Raw genomic sequence first — 12,335 nt, forward strand, 5'->3', positions numbered from 1 at the left:
GGGCCGGCCTCAGACCGCGTCCGTCACGTCCCGCCGCAGCGCGCCCCGGACCGCAAGCAGCGTCATCGGCAGCAGCAGACAGGCCCCGACCACGTTCAGCCAGCCGTAGCCGGCCTGGGAGACGATCAGGCCGGCGGCGAGACCGCCCAGGCCGGCCGAGGTGTTCATGATGAAGTCCGACAGGCCCTGGACGGCCGCCCGGGCCGCCTGCGGCACGGAGTCGGTCAGCAGCGCCGAGCCCGACACGAGGCCGGCCGACCAGCCGAGGCCCAGGACGAAGAGGCCGAGCGCGGTCTGCCCGTGACTGGCGCCCGCGGTGCCGGCGAGCAGCGCCGCCACCGCGATCAGCGCGACGGCGAGGCCGATCACCGTCAGCCGTCCGAGCCGGTCCGACAGCCAGCCCATCGCCGGCGAGAACGCGTACATGCCGGCGATGTGGCCGCTGATGACCAGGCCGATCAGCCGGATGTCCGCGCCGTGGTGGCCGAGCGCGACCGGTGTCATCGACATGATCGACACCATCGCGGTGTGCGAGCCGGCCACCGTCACCAGGGCGAGCCGGGCCCGGGAGGACTCCCGCACCGCCCGCATCCCGGCCTTCAGGGAGCGGCCGTCGGCCGCCGCGGCCTCCTCCGGGCCGGCGAGGGCGCGGGCGGTCAGCAGCGGGTCGGGCCGCAGCAGCAGCGCCACCATGACGGCGGAGACCAGGAACACGCCGGACGCCCAGACGAAGGGGCCGGCCGCCGCCGGGACGCCGAGCCCGGAGACGCTCTCGCCCGCGGGCGCGGCGACGTTGGGGCCGAGGACGGCGCCGATGGTGGTGGCCCACACCACGGTGGAGATGGACCGGGCCCGCCGGTCGGGCTCGGCGAGGTCGGCGGCGGCGAACCGGGCGGCGAGGTTGGCCGAGGAACCGGCGCCGAAGCAGACCAGACCGGCCAGGAGCAGCGGGAAGCTGCCGACGACCGCGCCGAACACCACGATCCCGGCGCCGAGCGCGCCGACGAGATAGGCGAGGACCAGCCCGGAGCGCCGCCCGCGGCGGCCCATCAGCGAGGCGAGCGGCATCGCGAGCAGCGCGGGCCCGGCCACCGTGGCGGTCGACGCGAGCCCGGAGAGCGCCTCCGTGCCGCTGACGTCCTTGGCGAGGACCGCGGCGAGCGCGACCCCGATGGCGATGCCGAGGCCGCCGAGGATCTGGGTGGCGATCAGCACCGCCTGTATCCGGCGGCGCAGGGCGGGAAGCCCGGCGGGGGAGACGGGAACGGATATCGCGGTCGGCACGAGCGCGTCAGGGGCGCCGGGGCTAGTGGTCACTTACGCATAGTGCCAGCCTTCCCACACCGTGGGAACGTCCCTCGTCCACCGGCCGGCCGCCATGCCCCCGCGCCTGCTCGCCCGGCCGCTCCTCCGCCCGCTCGCCAGGCCGCCCGTTCGCCCGGCCGCCCGCCTCAGAACAGCGGCTCGGGCAGCACGCCCTCCAGCGCGAGCAGTCTCCGCTTCGTCTCCAGGTTGCCGCCGAAGCCGCCGATCCCGCCGTCGCTCTCGATGACCCGGTGGCACGGCACCACCACGGGCAGCGGATTGGCACCCATCGCCGAGCCCACCGCCTGCGCCGCCGTCGGCTGCCCGACCCGCCGGGCCAGCTCCCCGTACCCGACCACCGTCCCGTACGGGACGCCGTCGGCCAGCTCGCGCAGCACCTGGCGGTTGAATCCGGTCACCAGCGACCAGTCCAGCTTGACGTCGAAGCTCCGCAGGCTCTCGCCGAAATAGGCCCCGAGCTGCCGTATCGGCTCGGCCAGCCGGCCCGTCGCGCTCTCCACCAGCTCCGCGCCGAGCACCCCGGCCAGCCGCTCCAGGGCCCGCTCGCGCACCCGCCCGTCGGCGTGGAAGACCACGCTCACCAGACCCCGCTCCGTCGCGGCCAGCAGCAACGGACCGACGGGACTGGGCACCACGGCCCACTCCACGCGCACCGCCGTGCGCCCCGCCTCCGGCTTCTCGTGTCCCATGCCGATCACCGTACGCCCCGGCACCGACAACGCGGCGGCCCAATTCCCGGACCTCATGGCCCGAGGGCCCCGCCGGGCGCCATAATCCGGTAGCACTACTCAGCGGTACCGACTGTTTTCGGACGACGTTGCTGCACCAGGGGTGGAGGACAGACGCTCATGCAGGGCACGGTCGACGGATTCAGTTACGGCCTCGTCACGCCCGTGGCGGCCTTTCTCATGGCCTGCCTCGGCGGCGCGCTCGGGCTGCGCTGCACCACCAGATCCCTGCGCCACCGCGACAGCTTCAAGGCGGGCTGGCTCGCGCTCGGGGCCACCTCCATCGGCACCGGCATCTGGACCATGCACTTCATCGCCATGATGGGCTTCTCCGTCCGGCAGGCCCCGATCAGCTACGACCGCCCCATCACCTTCGCCAGCCTCGGCGTCGCCGTCGTGATGGTCGGCATCGGCATCTTCATCGTCGGTTACCGCGGCGCCACCGCGCTGACCCTGGTCACCGGCGGCACGATCACCGGACTCGGCGTCGCCACCATGCACTACCTGGGCATGGCCGGCATGCGGTTCCACGGCCGGATCGAGTACGACACCCTCACCGTCGCGCTCTCCGTCGTCATCGCCGTCGTGGCCGCCACCGCCGCCCTGTGGGCCGCCGTCTCCGTGCACGGCTTCCTGGCCAGCCTCGGCGCGAGCCTCGTCATGGGACTCGCCGTCAGCGGCATGCACTACACCGCCATGGCGGCCGTCGACGTCCGGCTGCACGGCACGCCCGCCCACGGCACCGGGGACAGCGCCACCTCGCTCCTGCTGCCCATGCTGGTCGGACCGGGCGTCTTCCTGCTGCTCGCCGCCGTCGTGGTCATGTTCGACCCGCTGCTCGTCATGGGCGAGCCCGACTGGCAGAAGCCCGACCTGCGCGGCGGCTACCGCCACGGCGCGCCCGGCGTGCCCGCGCCCCGCCGCGCCGCCGCCTACGGGGAGCCCGCGAACTGGTCCTCCGTCCGGCCCGCCGCCCGCTCCGGCCGCCGCGCCGCCCACCGCGAGGCGTACCGCTCCCAGGACTGGTGACGGCGGAGCCGTACGACCGGCTCACGCCCCCCCGCTCACCACCCCGCTCACGACCTGCTCGGCGGCGGGCCCGCGACCGGCCCCGGAGCCCGCCGCCGGACCGGTCCGCTCCCGACTGTCGGTGCCGGGTCGTACGGTGGATCCATGCGGCCCGTTTCCAAGATCGAACGTACGGTGGCGCCCTTCGAGGTCGTCAGCCCCTACCAGCCCAGCGGCGACCAGCCGGCGGCCATCGCCGACCTCGACCGGCGCATCCGCGCCGGCGAGAAGGACGTCGTGCTGCTCGGCGCCACCGGCACCGGCAAGTCGGCGACCACCGCCTGGATGATCGAGAAGCTCCAGCGGCCCACCCTGGTGATGGCGCCGAACAAGACCCTGGCCGCCCAGCTGGCGAACGAGTTCCGCGAGCTCCTGCCCAACAACGCGGTCGAGTACTTCGTCTCGTACTACGACTACTACCAGCCCGAGGCGTACGTCCCGCAGTCGGACACCTACATCGAGAAGGACTCCTCCATCAACGAGGAGGTCGAGCGGCTGCGCCACAGCGCCACCAACTCGCTGCTCACCCGCCGCGACGTCGTCGTGGTCGCCTCCGTCTCCTGCATCTACGGCCTCGGCACCCCGCAGGAGTACGTGGACCGGATGGTCTCCCTCCGGGTGGGCGACGAGATCGACCGCGACCAGCTGCTGCGCCGCTTCGTCGACATCCAGTACACGCGCAACGACCTGGCGTTCAGCCGCGGCACGTTCCGGGTCCGCGGCGACACGATCGAGATCTTCCCGGTCTACGAGGAGCTCGCCGTCCGCATCGAGATGTTCGGCGACGAGATCGAGGCGCTGTCCACGCTCCACCCGCTCACCGGCGAGGTCATCAGCGACGACCGGCAGCTGTACGTCTTCCCCGCCAGCCACTACGTCGCCGGCCCCGAGCGAATGGAGCGGGCCGTCAACGACATCGAGCGCGAGCTGGAGCAGCGCCTCGCCGAGCTGGAGAAGCAGGGCAAGCTCCTGGAGGCCCAGCGGCTGCGCATGCGCACCACCTACGACATCGAGATGATGCGCCAGATCGGCTCCTGCTCCGGCATCGAGAACTACTCGATGCACTTCGACGGCCGGCAGCCCGGCTCCCCGCCCAACACCCTCCTCGACTACTTCCCCGAGGACTTCCTACTCGTCATCGACGAGTCGCACGTCACCGTCCCGCAGATCGGCGCCATGTACGAGGGCGACGCCTCCCGCAAGCGGACCCTCGTCGACCACGGCTTCCGGCTGCCCTCGGCGCTCGACAACCGCCCGCTGAAGTGGGAGGAGTTCCAGGAGCGGATCGGCCAGACCGTCTACCTCTCCGCCACCCCCGGCACGTACGAGCTGTCCCGCTCGGACGGCTTCGTCGAGCAGATCATCCGTCCCACCGGCCTCGTCGACCCCGAGGTCGTCGTCAAGCCCACCGAGGGCCAGATCGACGACCTGGTGCACGAGATCCGGCTGCGCACCGAGCGCGACGAGCGGGTCCTCGTCACCACCCTCACCAAGAAGATGGCCGAGGACCTCACCGACTACTTCCTGGAACTCGGCATCCAGGTCCGCTATCTGCACAGCGACGTCGACACCCTGCGCCGGATCGAGCTGCTGCGCGAGCTGCGCTCCGGCGAGTACGACGTCCTGGTCGGCATCAACCTGCTCCGTGAGGGCCTCGACCTGCCCGAGGTGTCGCTCGTCGCCATCCTCGACGCCGACAAGCAGGGCTTCCTGCGCTCCGGCACCTCGCTCATCCAGACCATCGGCCGCGCCGCGCGCAACGTCTCCGGCCAGGTCCACATGTACGCCGACACGGTCACGCCCGCCATGGCGCAGGCCATCGACGAGACCAACCGGCGCCGCGAGAAGCAGGTCGCCTACAACAAGGCCCACGGCATCGACCCGCAGCCGCTGCGCAAGAAGATCAACGACATCGTCGCGACCATCGCGCGCGAGGAGATCGACACCGAGGAGCTGCTCGGCACCGGGTACCGCCAGGGCAAGGACGGCAAGGGCGCCAAGTCCCCGGTCCCCTCGCTGGCCGCCCACGCCCCGAAGGGCAAGGCCGCGAAGGCGGGCGCGACCCTCGAGCTCGGCGAGCGTCCGGCCACCGAACTGGCCGGTGTCATCGAGGAGATGACCGACCGCATGAAGGCCGCCGCCGCCGAGCTGCAGTTCGAGGTGGCCGCCCGGCTGCGCGACGAGGTGGCCGAACTGAAGAAGGAGCTCCGCCAGATGAAGGAGGCGGGCCTGGCCTGACGGCGGCCGCGCGGTGACGGCCCGGTGTGTTGCAAGACCGACACAAAACCGGGCCTCTCCGCGCCCGTTGTCGGTGCCCCTGCGTAGGGTGCTGCTCACACCGATGAGAGGGGCAGCGCGTGACGGTCAACATGACCAAGGGGCAGGCCATCAGCCTGGAGAAGAAGGACGGAGGCAGCCTCACCTCCGTGCGGATGGGTCTCGGCTGGCAGGCGGCGCCCCGCCGCGGCCTGTTCGGCTCGCGCACGCGTGAGATCGACCTGGACGCCTCCGCCGTCCTCTTCGCCGACAAGCAGCCGGTCGACGTGGTCTTCTTCCGTCACCTGGTCAGCGACGACGGCTCCGTCCGCCACACCGGTGACAACCTGGTCGGCGGCGTCGGCCAGGGCGGCGACGACGAGGCGATCCTGGTGGACCTCCAGCGGGTCCCGGTCCACATCGACCAGATCGTCTTCACCGTGAACTCCTTCACCGGCCAGACCTTCCAGGAGGTGCAGAACGCGTTCTGCCGCCTCGTGGACGAGACCAACGGCCAGGAGCTCGCCCGCTACACGCTCAACGGCGGCGGCGCGTACACCGCCCAGATCATGGCGAAGGTGCACCGGGCCGGCTCCGGCTGGCAGATGACGGCCCTGGGCAACCCGGCCGACGGCCGCACCTTCCAGGACCTGATGCCGTCCATCTTCCCGGTCCTTTAAGACACGACGTTCGCACGTACGGAGAGACGGAGCAGATGACCGCCGAGCTGGTCCGGGGGCAGAACCACCCCCTGCCCCACACCCGCCTGGAGATCCGGGTCTCGGCCGGTCATCCGGTCCTCGCCGCGGCCACCCTCGGTGACGCGGAGGGACGGATCGCGGGCGCCGAGGCCCTCGCCCACCCGGGCGCCGCCGCGCTGCCCGGTGTCGAGGTGCCCCGGCAGGCCGCCGCCCGGCACCGGCTCGCCGTCGACCTGGAGGCGGTGCGGGATTCCGTCCACCGCCTCTCCGTGCTGCTCGCCCTGCCCGTCGGCACGGACGGCCCCACCCGCTTCGGCGCCTCGGCCGCACCCGTCGTCACCGTCACCGCACCCGACGGCACCGCGGTCGCCGACTACACGATCACCGGCCTCGACCGCGAGTCGGCGCTCGTCGCCCTGGAGCTGTACCGCCGCCAGGGCACCTGGAAGGTCCGGGCCGTCGGCCAGGGATACGAGGGCGGGCTCGCCGCGCTCCTCGCCGACCAGGGCCTCGACGGTGCCGCCGAGCTCGCCGGCTCGGTCCTGGAAGCCGTCTCCCGCAGCCTGGCCCGCTCGGTCGCGGCCCCGCCGCCGCGCCTTCCCGAGACCGACCACGTCCGCCGGACGGCCCCGGCGCCCGCCCCGGCGCCCGCATCGCCTCCACCCGCGTCCGCGGCCCCGGCCGCCGCGGCCGGCGGTCCCATCGACTACACCCACCCGGGCCGGCGCCCGGCCTCCGCGGCCGCCCAGGACCCCGCGCCGGCCGCACCGCCCGCACCGCAGGACGCCGCCCCGGACGCGTACCCGACGCCCGTCGCCGGTGACGCCACCGGCTGGTCGATGGACGAGCGGCTCTACAACCAGGTGTGGGGCATGTTCGAGGACCTGGCCCGGACCGTCGCCGCCTACCGCAGCGCCTGCCAGTTCGCGGAGTCCCGGCTCGACCAGGAGATCGACCGGGCCCTGTCCGACCCGCGCACCCGGATCGGCGGCGCCGGCGACGCCGCCCGCGCCGCGGCCAAGGCCCGGCACGACGAGCTCACCGCCCGCGCCCAGGAGGCCCTGGACCGCGATCTCGCCCAGCTCACCGCCGAGGCCGAGGTGGTCGAGCCCGCGCTGCCGCCCGCCTACGCCCGCTGGGACAACCCCGTCTGGCACGCCCACCAGGTCCCCACCGAGGCACCGCCGGCCGTCCGCCTGGGCGACCTGCACCTGCCCGAGCGGACCGGGCTGCGCATCCCGTTCCTGGCCCACCTTCCGCTCAGCCGCGGCCTGTGGGTGGACAGCGGCCGCGGCCACTCGGAGGCGGCCGCCCTGCTCGACGAGGCCGAGCTGCGCCACCTCGCCCTGGACAGCGCCGTCGCGCACGCGGTGCGGCTGCTGGCCGTGCACCCGCCCCACACCTTCCGGGTGCGGGTGATCGACGCGGCGGGCGCCGGCGCGGGCGCCTTCGCCCCGCTCGTGGAGGCGGGCGTCCTCACCGGCCCGCCGGCCGCCGGAGCGGCCGGTGTCTCGGCCGTCCTGGCGCAGCTCACCGAGCGGGTCGACCTGCTCCAGATGGCCCAGCGGGCCGGGGCATCCGAGGACCTGCCGCCCGGCCTGGACACCGCCCAGGAACTCCTGATCGTGCACGACTTCCCGCACGGCTTCGACGACCGCGCCGTCAACCGGCTGCGCTACCTGGCCGACGAGGGACCGGCGGTCGGCACCCATCTCCTGATGGTCGCGGACCGGGCCGACGCGGCGGCGTACGGGCCGGTGCTCGACCCGCTGTGGCGCTCGCTCCTGCGTCTCACGCCGGTGCCCGACGACCACCTGGCGGACCCGTGGGTCGGCCACGCCTGGACGTACGAGCCGCCGGTCTTCCCGGCGGGCAGCGACGTCCTCCGGCAGGTGCTCGCCCGGATCGCAGAGGCGCGGAGGTCCTCACCCTCGCACCCTTGATGACCTGCGGTTTTGGAGTCGCTTTACCCTTCTCTTTACCTTTCCTTGGTTCTTCGGGTAATCTTCTTGGTGCGGAGGGGAGTACTCCCCATGGCGCGGCGTACCCGTCAATACGGACAGGTCGGACACCTGATCCCGGGGCGCCGGCCCGGACCATTCCCGGGTGGAAGAGACCTCCGGCAGCGACGACGCTGATGTGAGCCGTACGACGCCGGAGGCGCAATGGACGTTTCGACGACCTTGTGGGTGCTGACCGTTCTCGGTCTGGGCGCCCTGATCGCGATCGACTTCTTCATCGGGCGCAAGCCCCATGACGTGTCGGTCAAGGAAGCAGGCATCTGGACGGTCGTCTGGATCGTCCTCGCCGCTCTGTTCGGCCTCGGCCTGCTGTTCTTCGGCAACAGCCAGGCGTCCGGCGAGTTCTTCGCCGGCTTCATCACCGAGAAGTCGCTGAGCGTCGACAACCTCTTCGTCTTCGTCCTGATCATGGCGAAGTTCGCGGTGCCGTCCCAGCTCCAGCAGCGCGTGCTGCTCGTGGGCGTGCTGATCGCCCTGGTGCTCCGCGCGATCTTCATCGCCGCCGGAGCGGCGATCATCACCAGCTTCTCCTGGGTCTTCTACCTCTTCGGCGCCTTCCTGATCTACACCGCCTGGAAGCTCATCCAGGAGGCCCGCTCCGACGAGGAGGAGGAAGAGTTCGAGGAGAACCGTCTCCTCAAGTCGGTCGAGAGGAAGTTCGGCGTCGCCGACCGCTATCACGGCACCAAGCTCTTCATCCGCACCAACGGCAAGCGGGTGCTGACGCCGCTGATGGTCGTCATGCTCGCGATCGGCACCACCGACGTGCTGTTCGCCCTCGACTCCATCCCGGCGATCTTCGGCCTCACCCAGGACCCTTACATCGTCTTCACCGCCAACGCCTTCGCCCTGATGGGTCTGCGCCAGCTGTACTTCCTGATCGGCGGCCTGCTCAAGAAGCTGGTCCACCTCAGCTACGGCCTGTCGGTGATCCTCGGCTTCATCGGCGTGAAGCTGGTGCTGCACGCCCTGCACGAGTCCGGGGTGCACGTCCCGGAGATCTCCGTCCCGTTCTCGCTCTCCGTCATCTGCGGCGTCCTGGTCGTCACCACGATCACCAGCCTCGTCGCCTCCAGGAAGCAGGCGCAGCGCGAGGCCGCCGAGGCCGAAAAGGCCGCCCCGGCCGCCCAGAGCGGCGAACCGGAGAAGGACGCCGTCCAGGCCTGACGCCAGGCCCGCGGGGCCGCACGCGGAGCCATGGGGCCGGTGCGGGTGGCACAGCCGCCCGCACCGGCCCCTCGCGCGTCCCGAGCCCGTCCCGAGCCCGCCGCCCTACGCCGGTTCCGGGGCGGGCTCGGACTCCAAGGCCGGTGCCGCCGGGCGGCCCGGCAGGGTCTCCGGCAGGAGCGCGAAGCAGCCCAGACTCACCAGCGCCACCACCGTGAGATAGGCGGCCACGCCCCACGGCGGCCCCGAGCCGCCGTCCGAGACGGCCGTCGCCACCACGGGCGTCAGCGCCCCGCCGAGCACACCCGCCAGGTTGTAGCCGACGGCCGCGCCCGTGCAGCGCACCCGCGGCTCGTACAGCTCCGGCAGATACGCGGCCACCACCGCGAACATCGTGATGAACGCCAGCATCGAGCCGAGGAAACCCAGGAACATCAGCCACGGCCGCGCGGTGTGCAGCAGCGCCACCATCGGGAACATCCACAGGGCCGAGGCCGCGCAGCCCGCCAGGCACAGCGTCCGCCGCCCGTAGCGGTCGCCCAGCATCGCCACGAACGGCGTCACCGCTCCCTTGACCGCCACCGCCGCCATCACGCACGTCAGCATCACCGTGCTGGGCACGCGGAGCCGCTCGGTGCCGTAGGCCAGGGCCCAGGTGGAGACCGTGTAGAAGACGGCGTAGCCGACGGCCAGCGCGCCCGCCGTGAGCAGCACCAGCCGCCAGTGCTCGCGCGCCACCTCCGCCAGCGGCGCCCGGGCCCGCCGCCCCTCGGCGGCCAGCTCCTCGAAGCGCGGGCTCTCCGCCAGCGAGGAGCGCAGGCCGAGACCGGCGGCGGCCAGCAGCCCCGCCGCCCAGAACGGCACCCGCCAGCCCCAGGACCGGAACTCCGCGTCGCCGAGGCCGGCCGTCAGCGCCAGCATCACGCCGTTGGCCAGCAGGAAGCCGACCGCCGGGCCGATCTGCGGGAAACTCGCCCACAGCGCGCGCCGCCCCTCGGGCGCGTGCTCGGCGGTCAGCAGCACCGCGCCGCCCCACTCGCCGCCCAGGCCGAGGCCCTGCAGGAAGCGCAGCACGAGCAGCAGCACCGGCGCGGCGACGCCGAGCGTCTCGTACGTGGGCACGCAGCCCACCGCCACCGTGGCGCAGCCGGTCAGCAGCAGCGAGGCGAAGAGGACCGGCCGCCGCCCGTAGCGGTCGCCGACGTGGCCGAAGACGACCGAGCCGACCGGCCGGGACAGGAAGCCGACGGCGAAGGTGCCGAAGGCCGCCAGGGTCCCGGCGACGGGGGAGAAGGTCGGGAAGAAGAGCGGTCCGAGGACGAGCGCGGCCGCCGTCCCGTAGACGAAGAAGTCGAAGAACTCGATGGCCGTGCCGACGAGCGAGGCGGCGGCGAGCCGCCCCATCGACGGCGACGGAGAGTGACTGGAGTGCATGTCGCGCCAACTACCCGTCCGCCGTCCGGGTTACGGGGGCGTGCGGAGGCGCGGGGTCTCACCGGCGGCGCTCGCGGGTCACCTGCGGCCGCCGCAGGTCACCAGCCGCGCTCGCGCCACTCCGCGAGGTGCGGGCGCTCGTCACCGAGGGTGGTGTCCCGGCCGTGGCCCGGATAGATCCACGTCTCGTCCGGCAGCACGTCGAACAGCTTGGTCTCCACGTCGTGGAGCAGGCTCGCGAAGGCCTCCGGGTCCTTCCGCGTGTTGCCGACGCCGCCCGGGAAGAGGCAGTCGCCGGTGAAGACGTGCGGGTGGCCGTGCGGGTCGTCGTAGATCAGCGCGATCGAGCCGGGCGTGTGACCGACGAGCCGGCGGGCGGTGAGCGCGACCCGGCCCACGGTGATCGTGTCGCCGTCCTCCACCAGCTCGTCCGTGCCGACCGGAATGCCCTCGGCGTCGTACGCACCCGCGTAGGTGCGGGCGCCGGTGGCCGCGACCACCTCGGCCAGGGCCTGCCAGTGGTCGCCGTGCCGGTGGGTGGTGACGACGGACGCGATGCCGTCGTCACCGATCAGCGTGAGCAGGGTGCCGGCCTCGTCGGCCGCGTCGATCAGCAGCTGCTCGCCGGTCGCCCGGCAGCGCAGCAGATAGGCGTTGTTGTCCATCGGGCCGACCGCGACCTTCGAGATCATCAGCTCGCTCAGCTCGTGCACGTCCGCAGGTCCGCCGACCTTCACCGCTCCGCTGTACGTCATGGCCTCAGCCTAGCTCCGCCCACCGGCCACGGCGGCCGCAGCGACGGCTAGAGCGGGGGAAGTTGGGGCAGCGGGCCGCCCTCGGTGGACAGGCCCGCGCCGTCGCGGCGGCCGGCGAGCCAGCCCAGCAGCTCCGGGGCGGGGCCCGTGACGGTGACGCCGCCGGCGTCGCCGCCGGTGCGCCAGCTCCGGCCGTCGTCCGACCTCAGGACCGTCGCGGGTACGCTCTCCAGTCCGGACCAGCGGTCGGCGAGGAACACGATCTCCCGCTCGGTGAACTCGTCCGGGAGGTCCTCCAGCTCGTAGCCGACGCCGAGGTCGACGTGGTGCAGGGCCACCTCGACCCAGCGGCGGAAGGGCACCCGCGCGGCCCGGTCGGTGACGCCGTTGCGCAGCTCCACGGTGCGCTCCCAGTCGGCGGGCTCGCGGCACACCTCCTCGAAGCGGTCGGCGGTGGCGCGCAGGTCGGCGAGCTGGGCGTCGAGCGGGCGGCCGGCGCCGTGCTCGATGTCGGCGTCGCGGCTCTCGGCGTCCTTGTACATCGGCAGGCCCTGGAGAACGTTCACGAGGGCGTCGGCGTTACGGGAGAGGTGGGTCAGGACGTGGCCGCGGGTCCAGCCCGGAAGCCGTGACGGTCCGGTCACGGTGGCGTTGTCCCAGGAGGCGGCCGCGGTGAGCAGCCGGTCGGTCGCCTCGCGCACGGAGGCGATGTCACGCAGATGGTCGATCATGCCGCCGACCCTAGGGGGTGTCGGCCGCGTCGGGCCAGGCCTCCGGGGCTCCGACCTGGGCGGACGTCCCGGCGCCGCCACTCGTTCGGGTGAAGCGGGTGGCGAGAGTCCGGAAATCGAATGTGCGTGCTATAAGCTCGATGGAAGC

The 12,335-nt window shown here is 72.8% G+C and carries 10 protein-coding genes; 5 read left to right on the top strand and 5 right to left on the bottom strand.

Annotation, left to right across the window (positions count from 1 at the left end; all coding sequences use genetic code 11):
* Positions 1-9: 9 nt before the first annotated feature.
* Both ACIGO8_RS21590 and ACIGO8_RS21595 read right to left on the bottom strand, forming a co-directional pair.
* Positions 10-1,317 carry an MFS transporter gene (locus tag ACIGO8_RS21590; protein WP_399732893.1) on the bottom strand — a complete coding sequence of 436 codons (1,308 nt, stop codon included), beginning with the start codon at positions 1,315-1,317 and terminating at the stop codon, positions 10-12.
* A gap of 134 nt (positions 1,318-1,451) precedes the next feature.
* Positions 1,452-2,015, bottom strand: a complete 564-nt coding sequence (locus ACIGO8_RS21595) for a methylated-DNA--[protein]-cysteine S-methyltransferase (protein WP_399732896.1) — start codon at positions 2,013-2,015, stop codon at positions 1,452-1,454.
* Between the two features lie 159 nt (positions 2,016-2,174).
* Here ACIGO8_RS21595 and ACIGO8_RS21600 point away from each other — a divergent pair, with 159 nt between their 5' ends.
* The 5 genes from ACIGO8_RS21600 to ACIGO8_RS21620 all read left to right on the top strand — a co-directional run bounded on the left by ACIGO8_RS21600 (position 2,175) and on the right by ACIGO8_RS21620 (position 9,267).
* A complete protein-coding gene (locus tag ACIGO8_RS21600; protein WP_399732898.1) occupies positions 2,175-3,083 on the top strand; it encodes an MHYT domain-containing protein in 909 nt (302 codons plus the stop codon).
* A 144-nt stretch (positions 3,084-3,227) separates the two neighbouring features.
* Positions 3,228-5,360 carry an excinuclease ABC subunit UvrB gene (uvrB, locus tag ACIGO8_RS21605; protein ID WP_399732901.1) on the top strand — a complete coding sequence of 711 codons (2,133 nt, stop codon included), beginning with the start codon at positions 3,228-3,230 and terminating at the stop codon, positions 5,358-5,360.
* A 119-nt stretch (positions 5,361-5,479) separates the two neighbouring features.
* Positions 5,480-6,058 (top strand): TerD family protein, encoded by a 579-nt coding sequence (locus ACIGO8_RS21610; protein ID WP_399732904.1) that lies wholly within the window; start codon positions 5,480-5,482, stop codon positions 6,056-6,058.
* 35 nt (positions 6,059-6,093) lie between these two features.
* The gene (locus ACIGO8_RS21615) at positions 6,094-8,022 is read left to right on the top strand and encodes a TerD family protein (protein ID WP_399732907.1); all 1,929 of its coding nucleotides are present in this window, start codon (positions 6,094-6,096) and stop codon (positions 8,020-8,022) included.
* 222 nt (positions 8,023-8,244) lie between these two features.
* Entirely contained in the window at positions 8,245-9,267 is a 1,023-nt protein-coding gene (locus ACIGO8_RS21620; protein ID WP_399732910.1) for a TerC/Alx family metal homeostasis membrane protein, read from the top strand.
* 105 nt (positions 9,268-9,372) lie between these two features.
* Here the strand turns inward: ACIGO8_RS21620 and ACIGO8_RS21625 are convergent, their stop codons facing one another.
* From ACIGO8_RS21625 to ACIGO8_RS21635, 3 genes are all read right to left on the bottom strand, one after another.
* The gene (locus ACIGO8_RS21625) at positions 9,373-10,671 is read right to left on the bottom strand and encodes an MFS transporter (protein ID WP_399733366.1); all 1,299 of its coding nucleotides are present in this window, start codon (positions 10,669-10,671) and stop codon (positions 9,373-9,375) included.
* A 128-nt stretch (positions 10,672-10,799) separates the two neighbouring features.
* The gene (locus tag ACIGO8_RS21630; protein WP_399732913.1) at positions 10,800-11,456 is read right to left on the bottom strand and encodes an MBL fold metallo-hydrolase; all 657 of its coding nucleotides are present in this window, start codon (positions 11,454-11,456) and stop codon (positions 10,800-10,802) included.
* Between the two features lie 47 nt (positions 11,457-11,503).
* On the bottom strand, positions 11,504-12,187 hold the full coding sequence (locus ACIGO8_RS21635; RefSeq protein ID WP_399732915.1) for a maleylpyruvate isomerase family mycothiol-dependent enzyme: 684 nt from the start codon (positions 12,185-12,187) through the stop codon (positions 11,504-11,506).
* Between the last annotated feature and the right edge of the window lie 148 nt (positions 12,188-12,335).

Origin of the sequence: Streptomyces sp. NPDC053493 (assembly GCF_044544825.1) — a bacterium.
GTDB lineage: Bacteria > Actinomycetota > Actinomycetes > Streptomycetales > Streptomycetaceae > Streptomyces.